14 protein-coding genes are annotated in these 18020 nt (G+C 68.7%); 12 read left to right on the top strand and 2 right to left on the bottom strand.

Annotation, left to right across the window (positions count from 1 at the left end; translation table 11 throughout):
• Positions 1-179: 179 nt before the first annotated feature.
• The 10 genes from metH to ACWPXK_RS14170 all read left to right on the top strand — a co-directional run bounded on the left by metH (position 180) and on the right by ACWPXK_RS14170 (position 13370).
• Positions 180-3776, top strand: a complete 3597-nt coding sequence (gene metH, locus ACWPXK_RS14215) for a methionine synthase (RefSeq protein ID WP_454196585.1) — start codon at positions 180-182, stop codon at positions 3774-3776.
• Positions 3777-4416: 640 nt separating this feature from the next.
• Complete coding sequence (locus tag ACWPXK_RS14210) at positions 4417-6249, top strand: protein kinase domain-containing protein (protein WP_454196584.1); 1833 nt, start codon at positions 4417-4419, stop codon at positions 6247-6249.
• Positions 6250-6268: 19 nt separating this feature from the next.
• Positions 6269-6940 carry an HAD family hydrolase gene (locus ACWPXK_RS14205; RefSeq protein WP_454196583.1) on the top strand — a complete coding sequence of 224 codons (672 nt, stop codon included), beginning with the start codon at positions 6269-6271 and terminating at the stop codon, positions 6938-6940.
• 158 nt (positions 6941-7098) lie between these two features.
• On the top strand, positions 7099-7962 hold the full coding sequence (locus tag ACWPXK_RS14200; RefSeq protein WP_454196582.1) for a HalD/BesD family halogenase: 864 nt from the start codon (positions 7099-7101) through the stop codon (positions 7960-7962).
• Positions 7963-8006: 44 nt separating this feature from the next.
• Positions 8007-8843 carry a class I SAM-dependent methyltransferase gene (locus tag ACWPXK_RS14195; RefSeq protein ID WP_454196581.1) on the top strand — a complete coding sequence of 279 codons (837 nt, stop codon included), beginning with the start codon at positions 8007-8009 and terminating at the stop codon, positions 8841-8843.
• On the top strand, positions 8840-10654 hold the full coding sequence (locus tag ACWPXK_RS14190; RefSeq protein WP_454196580.1) for a choline/carnitine O-acyltransferase: 1815 nt from the start codon (positions 8840-8842) through the stop codon (positions 10652-10654). Before ACWPXK_RS14195 ends, ACWPXK_RS14190 begins: the two co-directional genes overlap by 4 nt.
• Before the next feature lie 100 nt (positions 10655-10754).
• Positions 10755-11036, top strand: coding sequence for a phosphoribosyl-ATP diphosphatase (locus tag ACWPXK_RS14185; protein ID WP_174315390.1), 282 nt, complete (start codon positions 10755-10757; stop codon positions 11034-11036).
• A 42-nt stretch (positions 11037-11078) separates the two neighbouring features.
• Complete coding sequence (hisG, locus tag ACWPXK_RS14180) at positions 11079-11930, top strand: ATP phosphoribosyltransferase (RefSeq protein WP_454196579.1); 852 nt, start codon at positions 11079-11081, stop codon at positions 11928-11930.
• Between the two features lie 112 nt (positions 11931-12042).
• Positions 12043-12177, top strand: coding sequence for a hypothetical protein (locus ACWPXK_RS14175; protein ID WP_454196578.1), 135 nt, complete (start codon positions 12043-12045; stop codon positions 12175-12177).
• Positions 12177-13370, top strand: a complete 1194-nt coding sequence (locus ACWPXK_RS14170) for a YeiH family protein (protein ID WP_454196577.1) — start codon at positions 12177-12179, stop codon at positions 13368-13370. The genes ACWPXK_RS14175 and ACWPXK_RS14170 overlap by 1 nt, the downstream gene beginning before the upstream one ends.
• A gap of 280 nt (positions 13371-13650) precedes the next feature.
• Here the strand turns inward: ACWPXK_RS14170 and ACWPXK_RS14165 are convergent, their stop codons facing one another.
• On the bottom strand, positions 13651-14460 hold the full coding sequence (locus tag ACWPXK_RS14165) for a RecB family exonuclease (RefSeq protein ID WP_454197037.1): 810 nt from the start codon (positions 14458-14460) through the stop codon (positions 13651-13653).
• 176 nt (positions 14461-14636) lie between these two features.
• Here ACWPXK_RS14165 and ACWPXK_RS14160 point away from each other — a divergent pair, with 176 nt between their 5' ends.
• Positions 14637-15470: a tRNA (adenine-N1)-methyltransferase gene (locus tag ACWPXK_RS14160; protein WP_454196576.1), complete on the top strand. Its 834-nt coding sequence runs from the start codon at positions 14637-14639 to the stop codon at positions 15468-15470.
• A 50-nt stretch (positions 15471-15520) separates the two neighbouring features.
• Here the strand turns inward: ACWPXK_RS14160 and ACWPXK_RS14155 are convergent, their stop codons facing one another.
• Positions 15521-16075, bottom strand: a complete 555-nt coding sequence (locus ACWPXK_RS14155) for a hypothetical protein (RefSeq protein ID WP_454196575.1) — start codon at positions 16073-16075, stop codon at positions 15521-15523.
• Positions 16076-16212: 137 nt separating this feature from the next.
• Between ACWPXK_RS14155 and arc the strand changes: the two genes are divergently transcribed.
• Entirely contained in the window at positions 16213-17973 is a 1761-nt protein-coding gene (arc, locus tag ACWPXK_RS14150; protein WP_454196574.1) for a proteasome ATPase, read from the top strand.
• The last annotated feature ends 47 nt before the right edge of the window (positions 17974-18020 follow it).

The raw sequence follows: 18020 nt of genomic DNA, 5'->3' as shown, positions 1-18020 counted from the left end.
GTCCGGCGGCGGCATCAATGGTGTCGTACAGCGCGCCCCAGTAGTGTCTCGCGGCGGCATGAACAGTGTCGTACAGCGCGCCCCAGTAATGTCCGGCAGCGGCATGAGGGTGTGGCGCAGGACACCGAGCTTCTACGTGGTGGCCTGGATTGTCCGGCCCGCCCACTACGCTGGAGCGCATGTCTGCGTCCATCCCCGCCGAGTTCGACACCACGCTCCTCGACACGCTGCGCCGCCGTGTCGTCATCGGCGACGGTGCGATGGGCACGATGCTGCAAGCCGCCGATCTGACCCTGGACGATTTCCGCGGGCTGGAGGGCTGTAACGAGATCCTCAACGAAACCCGGCCCGACGTGCTGCGCACCATCCACCGCGCGTACTTCGAGGCGGGCGCCGACGCGGTCGAGACCAACACTTTCGGATGCAATCTATCCAACCTCGCCGACTACGACATCGCCGACCGGATCCGCGACCTGTCCGAGCGCGGTACCCGGCTGGCCCGCGAGGTCGCCGACGAGATGGGCCCGTCCTCCGACGGTACGCCGCGGTATGTGCTCGGTTCGATGGGGCCGGGCACCAAGCTGCCGACGCTGGGCCATGCCGCCTTCGCCGCACTGCGCGATGCCTACGCCGAGGCCGCACTCGGCATGCTGCACGGCGGCGCCGACGCCATCCTCATCGAGACCTGCCAGGACCTGCTGCAAGTGAAGGCGGCGGTGACCGGCAGCAAGCGGGCGATGACGAAGCTCGGCCGCCGGATCCCGATCATCACGCACGTCACGGTGGAGACCACCGGCACCATGCTGGTCGGCAGTGAGATCGGCGCCGCGCTCACGGCGCTCGAGCCGCTCGGCATAGACCTGATCGGCCTGAACTGCGCCACCGGCCCGGACGAGATGAGCGAGCACCTGCGCCATTTGTCCCGGCACGCGAAGGTGCCGGTCTCGGTGATGCCGAACGCCGGACTCCCGGTGCTCGGAGCCAACGGCGCGGTGTACCCGCTCACCCCCGAAGAGCTGGCGGTAGCGCTGCGCGGGTTCGTCACGGAATTCGGGCTCGCGCTGGTCGGCGGCTGCTGCGGCACCACCCCCGAACACATCCGTCAGGTGACCGCCGCGGTGCGCGAGGTCGAGGCGGCGTTGCCGCCGATCGCCGAGCGCCGCGACCCGGTGCACGAGCCGAGCGTGTCCAGCATGTACACCGCGGTGCCGTTCGAGCAGGACGCCTCGGTCCTCATGATCGGCGAGCGCACCAACGCCAACGGCTCCAAGGCATTCCGGGATGCCATGCTGGCCGGGGATTGGCAGAAGTGCCTGGACATCGCCAAGGACCAGACCCGGGACGGGGCCCACATGCTCGACCTGTGCGTCGACTACGTGGGCCGCGACGGCACTCTGGACATGGCGGAGCTGGCCGGCCGGCTCGCCACCGCCTCGACCCTGCCGATCATGCTCGATTCCACCGAGGCTCCGGTGTTGCAGGCCGGGCTGGAACATCTCGGCGGGCGCTGCGCGGTGAACTCGGTGAACTATGAGGACGGCGACGGCCCCGACTCGCGCTTTCAGCAGACCATGCGGCTGGTCGCCGAGCACGGCGCCGCGGTGGTCGCGCTGACCATCGACGAGGAGGGCCAGGCCCGCACCGCGGCGAAGAAGGTGGAGATCGCCGAGCGGCTGATCGCCGACATCACCGGCAACTGGGGCCTGTCGGAGAGCGACATCATCATCGACACGCTCACCTTCACCCTCGGCACCGGCCAGGAGGAGTCGCGCCGCGACGGCCTGGAGACCATCGAGGCCATCCGCGAGCTCAAACGCCGCCACCCGCGGGTGCAGACCACGCTGGGTCTGTCCAACATCTCCTTCGGTCTCAACCCGGCGGCCCGGCAGGTGCTCAACTCGGTCTTCATGCACGAATGCGTCGAGGCCGGTTTGGATTCCGCGATCGTGCACGCGTCGAAGATCCTGCCGATCAGCCGGATTCCGGACGAACAGCGCCAGGCCGCCCTGGATCTGGTGTACGACCGCCGCGCCGAGGACTACGACCCGCTGCAGAAGCTGATGGCGCTGTTCGAGGGCGTGTCCACGTCGTCGTCGAAGGCGTCGCGGGCCGAGGAACTGGCCGCGCTGCCGCTGTTCGAGCGGCTGGAGCGGCGGATCGTCGACGGCGAGCGGGCGGGAATGGAGGCCGATCTGGACGCGGCCATGACCGAGGTGCCGCCGCTGCAGATCATCAACGAGACCCTGCTGGCGGGGATGAAGACGGTCGGCGAGCTGTTCGGCTCCGGCCAGATGCAGCTGCCGTTCGTGCTGCAGTCCGCCGAGGTGATGAAGGCCGCCGTGGCGTATCTGGAACCGCACATGGAGGCGACCGACGACAGCGGCAAGGGTCGGATCGTGCTGGCCACCGTCAAGGGCGACGTGCACGACATCGGCAAGAACCTGGTCGACATCATCCTGTCCAACAACGGCTACGAGGTGGTCAACCTCGGCATCAAGCAGCCGATCTCCACCATCCTCGACGCGGCGGTGGACAAGAAGGCCGACGTCATCGGCATGTCCGGCCTGCTGGTGAAGTCGACCGTGGTGATGAAGGAAAACCTCGAGGAACTCAACGCCAAAGGCGTGGCGGAGCAGTTCCCCGTGCTGCTCGGCGGTGCGGCGCTCACCCGCTCCTATGTGGAGAACGACCTCACCGAGGTGTACGAGGGCGACGTGCACTACGCGCGCGACGCGTTCGAGGGCCTGCGGCTGATGGACGACATCATGACCCGAAAGCGCGGCGGCGGGCCCGACCCGGACAGTCCGGAGGCCATCGCCGAGCGGGAGAAAGCCGCCGAGCGCAAGGCGCGGCACGAGCGGTCCCAGCGAATCGCCGCGGAACGCAGGGCGGTGGAGGTGCCCGTCGTGGTGCCCGAGCGCTCCGATGTCGCGGCGGACCTGCCGGTGCCCGTGCCGCCGTTCTGGGGCACGCGCGTGGTGAAAGGTCTCGCGCTGCATGAATACTCGGGCTTGCTCGACGAGCGGGCGCTGTTCCTCGGGCAGTGGGGCCTGCGCGGGCAGCGCGGCGGCGACGGGCCCAGCTACGAAGAGCTGGTGGAGACCGAGGGCAGGCCGCGCCTGCGCGCCTGGCTGGACCGGCTGAGCACCGAGGGCGTGTTGCAGCATGCCGCGGTGGTGTACGGGTACTTCCCCGCGGTGTCCGAAGGCGACGAGGTCATCGTGCTCACCGAACCGGAACCCGATGCGCCGGAACGGTATCGCTTCACCTTCCCGCGCCAGCAGCGCGACCGTTTCCTGTGCATCGCCGACTTCATCCGGTCGCGCGCCTACGCCAGGGAGACCGGCCAGGTGGACGTCCTGCCGTTCCAGCTGGTCACCATGGGCCAACCGATCGCCGACTTCGCCAACGAGCTGTTCGCGGGCGACAGCTACCGCGACTATCTCGAGGTGCACGGCATCGGCGTCCAGCTCACCGAGGCGCTCGCCGAGTACTGGCACCGCCGCGTCCGCGAGGAACTCGTCCTCGAAGGCCACGCGGTCGCCGACTCCGACCCGGCCGACGTGCTGGAGTACTTCAAACTCGGCTACCGCGGTGCCCGCTACTCCTTCGGCTACGGCGCCTGCCCCGACCTGGAGGACCGCGCCAAGCTGGTCGACTTGCTCGAGGCCGACCGCATCGGCGTCGTACTGTCCGAAGAGTTGCAACTGCATCCGGAACAATCCACCGACGCCTTCGTCCTCCTGCACCCGGAGGCGAAGTACTTCAACGCCTGAACGGATTGTCGAACCTGGCCTGCCGCGTGCCTTCTCGGCGGACGAACCGGATCGGCTTCGGGCAGGCACTTCGAAACCGGGCGGCTCGGTGCGCCGTATCCGCTCGGCTGTTTCGATCCACTGCTCGGCTCTCTCGGTAAGAAGACCGATTGGTCTGCTGTCGCGCGGGAAGTGGATGCGCGGATGTCGAACGGCCGGGCCGATCGGTCGTCGTGGTGTCCATAGCGAACTCGCCGCGCGGGCAATGTGCTTCGAACGAATGCCAGCGGTTGGTGATCACCGTTCACGACACGGCGCGCCTATCCTCGGATGGGGCGCCGCCGCGCCAAGGGCCTTTGCTACCTGCTCGGATGTCGTGTCCGGCGCGGATCCGCGCATCCGGACGGCGCGTCGCCGGCCGCGGGCGCGCGGTGTTGACCTGGGCGATCGCCCATACCGGCGCGGGCAGGTGGATGTCTGTCGGATGGATGTGCCATTGTCGAAGGCGTTGTAACTGCATCCGGAGCAGTCGGCGGATGCGTTCGCGTCCCTGCTCGGTGGTGCAAAACACCCTCGGCGCGTATGTGTTTCGGAGATTTCTCCGGGGCTTGCGCGCGGAGTGTGGAACGGCTCGGCGCGTAAGTAGGAGAGGCACACCACGATGACGGCGGATCGATTGATCGCGGGACGATACCGGCTCACGGATCCGATCGGCACCGGCGCCATGGGCGTGGTCTGGCGAGCCACCGACGTGCGACTGCAGCGCACCGTGGCGGTCAAGCAGTTGCTGCTCGGTCCGGGACTGTCCGGGTCGGCGGCGCTCGAGGCGAAGCTGCGCGCCATGCGCGAGGGCCGGATCGCGGCGCGCCTGCACCATCCGAACGCCATCACCGTCTTCGACGTCGCCGAGGAAGACGGCCAGCCCTGGCTGGTCATGGAGTATCTGGACGCGCCGAGCCTGGCGGCCAAGCTGTCGGGCAATCGGACCCTGCCCGCGGTGGAGGTCGCCAAGATCGGCGCACAGGCCGCGAGCGCTCTGGCCGCCGCCCACGACGCCGGCATCATGCACCGCGACGTCAAACCGGCCAACCTCCTGGTCGCCGACGACGGCACGGTGAAGATCACCGATTTCGGCATCTCCCGCGCGGTCGGCGACGTGACGGTCACGGCCACCGGCTTTCTCGCCGGGACACCCGCCTACCTGGCGCCGGAGGTGGCGCGCGGGGAGAATCCGGAACCGGCCTCCGACGTCTTCGCTCTCGGTTCCACGCTGTACGCGGCGGTGCAGGGCAGCCCGCCGTTCGGCGAGGGCGACAACCCGCTCGCCCTGCTGCACGCGGTGGCCAGGGCCGAAATCCCGCCGCCGGAGTCCGCGGGCCCGCTCGCTCCGGTGCTGATGCGCTTGCTCGCTCCGACCATCGATGCCCGGCCGACCATGCACGAGGCGAAGGAAGCGCTGGAAGCCGTTGCCGCCGGCCGGAATCCGGAGTTGCCCGCACCGGTGACCACGGTGATGCCCGCACCGGGCGCGGCCGCGACGACGGTTCTGCCGCAACGGACCGTGACCGCGTCGGCCGAGAAGTCGAGCGACAACGGCGCGACCGCGGTCGTGCCCGGCGCGGTCATGGGTCCGCCCGCGCCGCAGCCGGTCGCCGCCCAGCGCCCTCCCATCCCGTGGCAAGGTCGCATGGCCGCGACGTTGCCGGGCGTTCTGATCGGGTCCAACCGCGGCCGGATGCTCGCCATAGCCGCCGCGGCGGTAGTAGGGGTACTGATCCTGGTTGGAATCGTCGCGACGGTGAGCGCCGGGGACCGCGACGGCGATGGCGCCACACCGACATCGGCAGTCGTGCCTCCTGGTGTGGCCGCCGAGAATTCGCCACCGCCGGGCGATGCGGCCGGGCCGGTCCCGCAACAGGCCCCGGCGCAAGGCCCGGCACAAGCTCCGGGGCCCGCCACCGCCGCGCCCACGTCCGGACCCGCATCGGTGCCCACGTCCGGGCCCGCGCCGGCTACTACCTCAGCGGCCGCGCCGCCCCGCCGCCCCTGCCACTACACCCCCGGCGACACCGACCCCGGACCGAGTTCCGCCTCACCCACGCCGACTCCCGCGGCCCAGCCCACGACGCCGCCCGCCACGCCGACCACGACCGGCCCGACCGCGACCGCGACGACCACCCAGTCCGGCCCGCCGACGCCGGACCGGATCGCCTCCTTCATCCAGGGCTACTACGGCATGCTGCCCGGCAACGTGTCCGGCGCCTGGACCCAGCTGTCGCCCGGCTACCAGGCACAGACCGGCTACGACTCCTACGTGAACTTCTGGGGCACGATCCGTGCGGTGCGCGTGGGCTCGGTCACGCAGAACGGTGCGAATCGGGCGGTGGTCGCGCTGACCTATACCCTGAAGAACGGCACGACGACCTCCGAGAACCGATGGATCGAGGTCGTCGGGGACAGTGCCAAGCTGCAGATCGCCGCATCGGGCACCTGACAGAGGAGATACACCGCACGTGACAGCGCGACTGGCCGGAGTGCTCTGGGACATGGACGGCACGCTGCTCGATTCGGAAAAGCTCTGGGATATCGCGGTGCGCGAACTGGCGCGCGAGCACGGCCACGAGATGACCGACGCGATCCGGCACGCGCTGATCGGCGCGTCCGGCCCGAACGCCTTGCGGATCATGTTCACCGGCCTGGGCATCGAGCCGACCCCGGCCTCGCTGCGAGCGGCGGGGGAGTTCCTGGAACGGCGGGTGACCGAGTTGATGACCGGCCCCATCCCGTGGCGGCCCGGTGCGAAGGACGCGCTGGCCATGGTTCGCGCGGCCGGTCTGCCCAGCGCGCTGGTCACCAATACCAAGCGGTCGCTCACCGAATTCGGGCTCGACACCCTCGGTCGCGACTTCTTCGATGTCTCGGTCTGCGGCGACGAGGTGGCGCACGGCAAGCCGGAACCGGATGTCTACCTGCGCGCCGCCGAGCTGCTCGGCCTGGACCCGAGCCACTGTGTGGCGGTGGAGGATTCTCCTACCGGTGCGCGCGCCGCGCAGGCCGCCGGCTGCGCGGTGCTGGTGGTTCCGTGCGAGATTCCGGTGCCGCAAGCGCGAGGGAGAGTATTCCGCGATTCACTGGTCGGTCTGACCGTCGGCGACCTCGAAAAGCTACTGCGCCTGCGCGTTTGAACCGCTCCGGCGATCGCCCGAGCGACCGAGTCGATCTCGATCCACCGAGAGTTACTGTGCCGCAACGGGAGTGAGTGCAGATCATACGTGTGACCGTGATCACCGGCAATCTCGCCGAATCTCGGGCGTGTCGGCGGGCGCTGCACCAAAATGACGCCATGGCAGCGTTGGGCGTACTCGACGAGATCGTAGATACCGCACGGTTTCCTCTTGCGGCTCCGGACGGCCCCGCTCTGCGTGCCGTGGTGCGTCGCGCCCGCGCGGACCTGGCCGACAGTGGTTGCACCGTACTGCGCGGTTTCATCCGGCCGGAGCTGGCCGACACCCTGCGGGCGCAGGGAGAGCAGATGGCCCCGCACGCGTACTACGAGGTCGAGCGGGTCAACGCGTACAACATTCCGCTGGATGCCGAACTGCCGCAGGACCATCCGGGCCGGATCGTGCTGGAGCGCGGCAATGCCTTCGTGCCGCGCGACCGCATCCCCGCCGACGCGCTGATCCACCAACTCTACACCGACGAGCTGTTCCAGCAGTTCGTCGCCGACTGCTTCGGCCTGTCCGAGCTGCACGAGTTCGCCGATCCCCTCGCGGGACTGTGCCTCAACGTCGTCGCGCCGGGCATGTCGCATCCCTGGCATTTCGACACCAACGAATTCACCGTCTCCATGCTGACCCAGTCGGCGGAGAGCGGTGGCGTCTTCGAATACTGCCCCAACATCCGCACGCCCGAGGCGGAGCACCTCGATCACGTGCGCGCGGTGCTGACCGGCTCCGGTGAGCGTTTCGTCCAGCGGCTGGATTTGCGCCCGGGCGACCTGCAATTGTTCCGCGGTCGTTTCTCGTTGCACCGCGTCTCACCCGTCAGCGGTACGCGCCAGCGCCATTCGGCCATCTTCGCCTACACCGATCGCCCCGGAATGGTCGGCACGGTGGAGCGTACTCGGCAGCTCTTCGGCCGCGTGTTACCCGACCACCTAGCCGCCGCGGCCGACGCTGTCCGGGGCGATCGACTGCTCGACTGAGCCGAACGGCTCGACTGACCGAGCTCGACCCGAGAGGACCGACAGTGCCAGTGCCGTTACACACCACCGGGAAAGCGTCTTTCGACGACATCTATGACCGCCCCGATCCACGCGCGTACTACGCGCGCATGTCCGATCTGGACTACCGCATTCCGGAACTGGCCAAGCCGTTCTTCCAGCAGCAGATCCGGGAGTATCGCGCCTCCGCCCGGGTCACCACACCGACGGTGCTGGACATCGGCTGCTCCTATGGCGTGAACGCCGCGCTGCTGCGCTTCGACACGACCATGCGTGATCTGGCCGAGCACTACGCCGATACCGGCTCCGACCGAGCCGGTCTGATCCGGCGTGACCGAGCCCGGTTGGCGGCGGGCGCCGGACCGGCCGACGTCCGCTTCCTCGGCATGGACGCCGCCCGTCCCGCGCTCGAGTACGCGCACGAGGCCGGGCTGGTGCACGACGTGGTGCACGCCGACCTGGAGTCCGGCGAGCCGACCGACGAGCAGCGCGCGCTACTGGCCACCGCCGACTTGGTCGTCTCCACCGGCTGCGTCGGATATGTCACCGAAAAGACCCTGACGCGCGTGGCCACGGCACACCCGCGCAGGCGGCCGTGGATGGCACACTTCGTGTTGCGCATGTTCGACTTCGCTCCGATCGCGGCGGAACTCGCCGCGCTCGGTTACCGGACCGAACAGGCGCCGGGGCTGTACGAGCAGCGCAGGTTCGCCTCCGAGGCCGAGCGGGCGCAAGTGCTGAACACCCTGTCCGCCAATGGGATCGACACCACCGGCCGGGAAGACCAGGGATGGCTGTATGCCACCCTGTACGTGTCCAGGCCGCTGCCGAAACAACACGCCGACACCGAGGATCCGCATTGACCGAACGCACGTTCGCCGCCGACGATCACCTACCCCGGGTGCCCCTGCCGACGCTGGAGGACAGCTGCGGCCGGTTCCTGCAGTGGTGCGAGCCGCTGCTGACCACCGACGAACTCGCCGCCACCCGCGCCGCGGTCGACGACCTGCTGCGCGCCGACGGGCCCGGCCGCGTCCTGCACGCGGCGCTCGCGGAGTACGACGCCACACCCGGGGTGGGCAGCTGGCTGGATCTGTTCTGGCCGTCGCGCTATCTGGGCCGGCGGGACCGGATCGCGCTGAACGCGAACTTCTTCTTCCTGTTCCGGGACGATACGCCGTTGGCCACCTCAACGGCCGCGACTCAGGTGGATCGTGCCGCCGGCATCATCTCCGCCGCGGTCGACTACAAGCTGGCCCTCGACCAGGAGGCCATCCCGCCGGTGACCCAGCGCGGGCAGCAGCTGTCGATGTGGCAGAACAAGTACCTGTTCTCCGAGACCAGGATTCCCGGCGCCGAGCAGGACTCGGTGCGGGTCCCCTACAGCGACGAGTGGCCGGGCCACTCCGAGGCCCGGCACATCGCGGTGTTCTTCCGCGGCAGCATGTTCCGGATGGACGTGATCGGTCCGGACGGCGCGCCCTACTCGCCGGAGGATCTCGCCGACGGGCTGCGCGCGGTGCTGAAGGCGGGCGCGCGCCCGGCCCGCACCGACTCCGCCGTGGGACAGCTGACGACCAAGGCACGCGCGGAATGGGCGGCGAGCAGGCAGCGGCTGCTGGCCGAGCCCGCGAACGTCGCGGCGCTGGACACCATCGAGACCGCGCTGTTCGCCATTTGTCTCGAGGACTTCGCTCCGCGTGACGAACTGCACGCCTGTGATCAGCTGCTGCACGGGGACAGCGCGAACCGGTGGTTCGACAAGTCGGTGTCGTTCATCGTCTTCGGCGACGGGCAGGCGGGTATCAACGTCGAGCACTGCGGGCTGGACGGCACCACCATCCTCTCGTTCGTCGACGCCCTGCTGGAAACCTCGGTCCAGGAACACGCCACCCGCTCCGGCGCGCAGGCGCAAGGACTGCCCCCGGTCGAGCCGATCGAGTTCGTCCTCGACGCGGAGCAGCGCGCCGATATCGCCGCGGCGGGCGCCGACTTCGCCGACTATGCCGCCGAGAATGCCACCCAGACGGTGTCGTTCGCGGATTTCGGCACGACCCGCGCCAAACAGCTGGGCATCTCACCGGACGCTTTCGCGCAGCTGAGCTACCAGCTCGCCCATCGGCGCAGCAAGGGACTCACCGGCGCCACGTACGAGTCCATCGCGACCAGGCAGTACCGCAACGGCCGCACCGAGGCCATGCGGGTGGTCACCCCGGAGATGGTCGCCTTCGTGGACACGATGCAGGACCCGTCCGCCGACGCCGAGGCGAAGCTCGCCGCGGCACGCGCGGCGGCGGCCGCGCACGTGGAGCGGGCCAAGCAGTGCCAGGCGGGAGACGCGCCCGAGCAGCACCTGTGGGAGCTGCAATGGATCCAGCGCCGCCGCGGTGCGGAACTGGGCGTCACCGATCCGATCCCGCTCTACGACAGCCCCGGCTGGACCATCATGCGGGACGACTACCTGAGCACCAGCTCGGCGCCGTCGGTGAACATCCGCTACTTCGGTTTCGGCTCCACCAGCTCGCGGTGCATCGGCGTCGCCTACGTCCTGCTCCCGGACCGCTGGAATATCTACCTCGCCACGCCCACGCCGGTCGCCGACCAGATGTACGCCTTCGCCGACCACCTGCGCACGGCGGTGGCGGATCTGACGGCGCTGCTCTCCGGAAACTAGTCGCCTCCCGTCCGGCTCTTGCGCACCGCGAGCGTGCGGGGAGCCGGGCGGTGGCCGTTCGCGGCCATCGTGGGCCGGAGCAACAGGCCCGCATCCGGGTCTGAAACAATGGCTCATCGTGAAGAACTTCGAATCCCTGTTCGCCGAGCTGCAGGATCGTGCGGTCAACCGCCCCGAGGGGTCCGGAACCGTCGCGGCGCTGGACGCAGGCGTACACACCCAGGGTAAGAAGGTGCTCGAGGAGGCCGGTGAGGTGTGGCTGGCCGCCGAACACGAGAGCGACGAGTCGCTCGCCGAGGAGATTTCCCAGCTGCTGTACTGGGTGCAGGTGCTGATGGTGGGTCGCGGGCTGAAGCTGGAAGACGTGTACCGACATCTGTGACGGCCGTCTCATACCTGGTTTCTCCTCCCGAAAGGACTCCCCATGCTGCGCGTCGCAGTCCCCAACAAAGGCGCCCTGTCCGAATCCGCCGTCTCGATCCTCGCCGAGGCGGGATACCGCAAGCGCACCGACTCGCGTGACCTGACCGTGCTCGACCCGGCCAACCAGGTCGAGTTCTTCTTCCTACGGCCCAAGGACATCGCGATCTACGTCGGTTCCGGCGAACTCGATCTCGGCATCACCGGGCGTGACCTCGCCCTGGATTCCGGCGCACCCGTGCAGGAACGGCTCGCCCTCGGCTTCGGCCGCTCCACCTTCCGCTACGCCGCCCCCGCCGGACGGGAGTGGAAGGTCGAGGACCTCTACGACAAGCGCATCGCGACCTCCTACCCGAACCTGGTGCTGAGCGATCTGCGCCGCCGCGGCATCGAGGCCGAGGTGATCCGCTTGGACGGTGCGGTGGAGATCTCCATCCAGCTCGGCGTCGCCGACGCCATCGCCGACGTGGTCGGCTCCGGGCGCACTCTGCGCCAGCACAACCTGGCCGCGTTCGGGGAATCGCTGTGCGATTCCGAGGGCGTGCTCGTCGAACGCAAGGACGCCGACCAGAGCGACCGGGCGCGCAACCAGCTCGTCGCCCGCGTCCAGGGCGTGGTCTTCGCCCAGCAGTACGTGATGCTGGACTACGACTGCCCCAAGGACCTGCTCGACCAGGCGTTCGTCATCACGCCCGGCCTGGAGTCGCCGACCGTGGCTCCACTGGCCGACACCGGCTGGGTCGCGGTGCGCGCGCTCGTTCCTCGCAAACAGAGCAACGAGCTGATGGACAAGCTGGCCGACCTGGGCGCGAAAGCCATCCTGGCCACCGACATTCGCTCCTGCCGCGCATTCTGAACGCCGGATCGTCCGGTTCGCGTGATTCATTCACGCTGAGCGCAACCGGTGTGCGCTGTGACCGGGTGTTGCTACCGTGCGGCCTCTCGATGAGGAACGCAAGGAGCACCCCGTGTCACAGCCATCACCCGAGGAACGCTCGGGCAGCACATTCACTTGGAACGAGGACTGGCTGGCCGCGATCGTCGGCCTGGTTCTGATCGCGCTGGTCCTGTCCGGCGTGATCCCGGACTGGCTGGTGCCGTGATGGCCGAGACCGGCGCCGGAGCGGCGAACGAACCGAAAGCCTTGACGGACAAGGTATCCGGCACCGTGCGATCCGAGGTGCCGTCGTCGGAGACCGAGGCGGTACAGGCGGTCGCCCGGCCCACCGCGGGAGCCATCGTGGCGGGTGTCGCCGTCGTGTTCGTGCTCGGCGCGCTCACCCGCTACTTCGACACCCACGTCCCGCAGTGGGCGACGGACACCCCCTTCAAGCGGGTCGCCAAATCGATCGAATACCCGGTGTATGCCATCACGATTGGATTGACAGGCAACGTCATACTCACCAAACTCGCCCTGCGAGACCGGCTTTCGGCGGGCTTCCGGACCGAGTTCTTCATCAAGACCGGCGTGGTGCTGCTCGGCGCGTCGATCAATCTGAAGATCCTGGTCACCGCCGCGGGTCCGTCGATCCTGCAGGCGCTGCTGCTGATCACGGCGGTATTCGGCTTCACCTGGTGGCTGGGCGGACGGCTCGGCTTGGACGACAAGCTGCGCGCGCTGCTGTCCTCGGCGGTGTCGATCTGCGGCGTCAGCGCGGCCATCGCGGCCGCGGGTGCGGTGCAGGCGCGCCGCGAGCAGATCGCCTACGCCGCCTCGCTGGTGATTCTCTTTGCGCTTCCGTCGATCTTCCTGCTGCCCTGGCTGGCAGAGGTGTTCGGGCTGTCGGACGCGGTGGCGGGCGCGTGGATCGGCGGCAATATCGACACCACGGCGGCGGTGGCGGCATCCGGCGCCATCGCGGGGGAGAAGGCGCTGCAGATCGCCACCATCGTCAAGACCACGCAGAACGCGCTGATCGGCGTCGTCGCGATCGCGTTGACCGCGTACTTCGCGCTGCGTGTCGAGCGATCACCGGGTGCGGTGCGGCCGTCGGCGCGCCAGTTCTGGGAGCGGTTCCCGAAGTTCGTGCTCGGCTTCGTCGCCGCCTCGATCATCGGCACGCTGTATCTGCAGGCCGCGGACAAGAAGTCGGGCGCGGCGCACATCGCGATCGTCAACGATCTGCGTACCTGGTTCCTGATCCTCGCGTTCGTCTCGATCGGCCTGGAGTTCTCGCTGCGCGGATTGCGGGAGGCGGGCTGGCGGCCGATCGTGGTGTTCGGTTCGGCGGCTGTCGTGAATCTGGCTGTCGGCCTTGGGCTTTCGGTCCTGCTGTTCCGCGACTTCACTGTCTGAGCGCAAGCGCCGCCTAGTCCGGGTACGGCGCCGGAAGACCCGTACCCGGGCCTGTGCCGGGGCGTGCGCGAGAGGATAGTCGCCGAACCGTATCGGCGATGCTGGTCGACTCCGCGGTTCGGCCGGGCACTCCTGTTCGTACCGGTCGGAAGCGACGGCAGGGCATTCTGTCCGCGGCGCGGGAGTCACGACGCCGCGGCTTGCCGGGCGGTACGCGCGGCCGCGACTGCCTCGATGCGCACGGCACCAGCATCGGACCCACGTGGCTACATGCGGGCGTTCAGTCGGACACCGCCTCGGCGAGGGTCTCGTCCGGTGATTCGGCCACGCCGCCGGTCGGCCAGCCGGGATAGGGCGGGGGCGTGCCGCCGAATTCCGGGCAGAGCGGCTTGTAGTCGCAGTAGGAACACAGCCAGCTGGTGTTCGGCTGGAAATCCCCGGTGCGGCCCGCCTCCAGGATGGCCGCCCACAGGGCCGACAGCGTGCGCTCGAAGCGCAGCAACTCCTGCTCATCGGGGGTGTAGGTGAGGATCTGTTCGTCGGCCAAGTAGATCAACCGCAGCTGGGCGGGCACCAAGCCGCGGGTGCGCAGCACCACCAGCGCGTAGAACTTGAGCTGGAACAGCGCCTTGGTCTCCTGCAATGGCCCCGGCGACCGGCCGGTCTTGTAGTCCACGACGCGCAGCGCACCGCTCGGCGCGACGTCGATCCGGTCGACGAACCCGCGCAGCAGCGCGCCGTCGTCGAGTTCGACCTCCACGCGCGCCTCGCGCGATTCCGGATCGAACCGGGTGGGATCCTCCAGGCGGTAGTAGCGCCCCACCAGCGCGCGCACCTCGTCGAGGAACGCGTCGAGCTCCTCGTCGACGATCAGCTCGGCGACCTCGGGCTGCTCGGTGCGCACCCGCGCCCACGCCGCGGGCACCAGCGCGTCGGCCCGCTCGGGCAGGCGCTCGGCCGCGGGCAGCCCGTAGAGGTCCTCCAGCACCGCGTGCACCACCGTGCCGCGCACCGCGTGCCGCGACGGCGGCTCCGGGATTCGATCGATCGCACGGAACCGGTACTTCAGCGGGCACTGCTTGAAATCCATTGCCCGGGAAGGCGACAGCGCGGGCCTGACCCGGCTCGCCGTCGCGTCGGGCTCGGACGCCTGCGCGTCGTCGGCAGGGGGCGTGGACACGGGCGAGCACATACCTGGCAGGCTATCCCGCGGCACCGACACGCCGGTGCGCGACAGCACGGATTCGAACAGGGGAACGGAGATTCATGACGGCCAGACGGACCGGGCCATTCAGCGTCGGTGACCGGGTGCAGCTGACCGATGCCAAAGGGCGCCTGTACACGGTGGTCCTGGAGCCGGGCAAAGAGTTCCACACCCATCGCGGCGGCATCAAGCACGATAGCCTGATCGGCGCCGACGAGGGCAGTGTGGTGCACTCCACCAACGGCACGCCGTATCTGGCGCTGCGTCCGCTGCTGATCGACTACGTGCTGTCCATGCCGCGCGGCGCCGCGGTGATCTACCCGAAGGACGCCGCGCAGATCGTGCACGAGGGCGACATGTTCCCCGGCGCTCGCGTGCTCGAGGCCGGTGCGGGTTCGGGCGCGCTCACCTGCTCGCTGTTGCGCGCGGTGGGTCCGCAGGGAGAGGTGATCTCCTACGAGATTCGCGCCGACCACGCCGAACATGCCGTCCGCAATGTGGAGACGTTCTTCGGCGAACGCCCGGCTAACTGGTCGCTGACGGTCGGCGACGTGGCCGACTACGCCGGGGAGCCGGTCGACCGCGCGGTGCTGGACATGCTCGCGCCATGGGACGCGCTGCCCGCGGTGTCCAAGGCGCTGGTGCCGGGCGGCGTGCTGATCGTCTACGTGGCCACCGTCACCCAGCTGTCGAAGGTGGTGGAGGCGCTGCGCGAGCAGGAGTGCTGGACCGAGCCCCGCTCCTGGGAGTCACTTGTGCGGCCGTGGCATGTGGTCGGCCTCGCCGTGCGTCCGGAACATCGCATGCAAGGCCACACCGCCTTCCTCGTCAGCGCCCGCAGGCTGGCCGAGGGCACCGTCACCCCCAAGCCGCAGCGCAGGCCCTCGAAGGGGTGAGCGCCGCGGGGCGGGCGAGGGCGGGTCGCCCGCCGCTGGGAGCGCTCGGCTCAGGCCGGGACGCAGGGCGCCTGAGCGAAGCCGAGCAGCAGGCAGCCGCTCGCGTCCGACAGCTTCCAGGTGCCACCGACGTTTTCCCAGGTCAGCGGCACGGCAGGTGCGGAGCCGTGGGGGGAGGTGATGGTCACCTGCGCATTGGCGGTGCTGCCCTGGGCGGTGATGTCGGCGACCGCGAAGGTGAGCGTGTAGCCCTGCAGGCCCGCGTTCATCTTGTCGATGTTCGCCGTGCGCTGCTCGCCGTTCACGATCAGCTTCGCCTTCTCGGCCGTGGGCACGGTGGGGTCGGCGAGCTTGACCAGTACCGCCTGCAGCGTCTCGGCCGTCGGTGCGCCCGCCGCATGGTCGCCGTGACTCTGGGTATTCGACGTTGGGTTGGCTGCCGCCGAGGTGGTCGTGGTGGCGGAGTCCTCGTCGGAGCCACAAGCAGCCAGACCGCAGGAAATGGCCAGCGCCGCCGCGGCGGTGACAACGGAAACGCGCAGAGTTCTGGCGGGAAGGAGCATGGTCGGCAACCTTTCGGCATGATGGGCGAGCAGGCTCGCCATGGTCGGGTTAGGGCAGGCTAACATGGTGGTCCTGCGGCCGATCGCGGCCCAGATGTGATCACGAAGAAACCATGTCGGAAAGCGAGAATGGGTCGCGCCCGGTAGCGTTGATAGACCGGGACTGGGAGGAGCAGCACATGAGCCCCATCGAGAATTCGGATTCGGCGGCCTGGAGAGAACTCGAGGCAGTACGCGCCGAGGCGGCTGCACTCCGAAGGCAACTCGCCGACTCGCCGGATCGCACACGGGAATTGGAAGCCCGCATCGATTCGCTGACCATTCGCAACACGAAGCTGATGGACACACTCAAGGAAGCGCGCCAGCAGTTGGTCGCGCTGCGTGAGGAGGTCGATCGGCTGGGTCAGCCGCCGAGCGGATACGGCATTCTGATCGGTGTGTACGACGATCAGACGGTCGACGTGTTCACTTCGGGTCGCAAGATGCGGTTGACGTGTTCGCCGAATATCGAGACCTCGACGCTCGAGTACGGCCAGACCGTCCGCCTCAACGAGGCGCTCACGGTCGTCGAGGCCGGGCACTACGACGCGGTCGGCGAGATCGGAACCCTACGGGAGATCCTCGACGACGGGCGTCGCGCCCTTGTCGTCGGACATGCCGACGAGGAGCGCGTGGTGTGGCTGGCCGGTCCGCTGGCCAACATCGCCGAGCTCGACGACCTGGAAGACCCCGATTCCCCCATCCGCAAGCTGCGGCCCGGTGACTCGCTCCTGGTCGACACCAAGGCCGGGTTCGCCTTCGAGCGCATCCCCAAGGCCGAGGTCGAGGATCTCGTGCTGGAAGAGGTCCCGGACGTCGACTACAGCGACATCGGCGGTCTGGGCAGGCAGATCGAGCAGATCCGCGATGCGGTGGAGCTGCCGTTCCTGCACAAGGATCTCTTCCGGGAGTACGCGCTGCGTCCGCCGAAGGGTGTGCTGCTCTACGGTCCGCCCGGCTGCGGTAAGACGCTCATCGCCAAGGCGGTGGCGAACTCGCTGGCCAAGAAGATCGCCGAGGCGCGCGGTGAGGATGCCAAGGAAGCCAAGTCGTTCTTCCTCAACATCAAGGGCCCCGAGCTGCTGAACAAGTTCGTCGGCGAGACCGAGCGGCACATCCGGATCATCTTCCAGCGCGCTCGGGAGAAGGCGTCCGAGGGCACTCCGGTGATCGTGTTCTTCGACGAGATGGACTCGATCTTCCGCACCCGTGGTTCCGGCGTCTCCTCGGACGTGGAGACCACGGTGGTGCCGCAGCTGCTGTCGGAGATCGACGGCGTCGAGGGCCTGGAGAACGTCATCGTGATCGGCGCCTCCAACCGCGAGGACATGATCGATCCGGCCATTCTGCGGCCGGGCCGCCTGGACGTGAAGATCAAGATCGAGCGTCCGGACGCGGAGTCCGCGCAGGACATCTTCTCGAAGTACCTCACCGAGGACCTGCCGCTGCACGACGACGATCTGGCGGAGTTCGGCGGCGACAAGGCGCTGTGCATCGCCGCGATGATCGAGCGGGTCGTCGACCGGATGTACGCCGAGAGCGAGGACAACCGCTTCCTGGAGGTCACCTACGCCAACGGTGACAAGGAGGTCCTGTACTTCAAGGACTTCAACTCCGGCGCCATGATCCAGAACATCGTGGACCGCTCCAAGAAGTACGCCATCAAGGCGGTGCTCGACACCGGCAGCCCCGGCCTGCGCATCCAGCATCTCTACGATTCGATCGTGGACGAGTTCTCCGAGAACGAGGACCTGCCCAACACCACGAATCCCGATGACTGGGCACGCATCTCGGGCAAGAAGGGCGAGCGGATCGTCTACATCCGCACGCTGGTCACCGGCAAGAACGCCAGCGCCAGCCGGGCGATCGACACCGAGTCGAACACCGGTCAGTACCTGTAAGGTTCGCCGGACCACGAAGGGCCGCGTCTCCATTGGAGGCGCGGCCC

The organism is Nocardia sp. Marseille-Q1738 (genome assembly GCF_965283145.1).
Note: the sequence above shows the minus strand (reverse complement) of the source record. Positions and strands in the feature narration are given on the sequence as shown.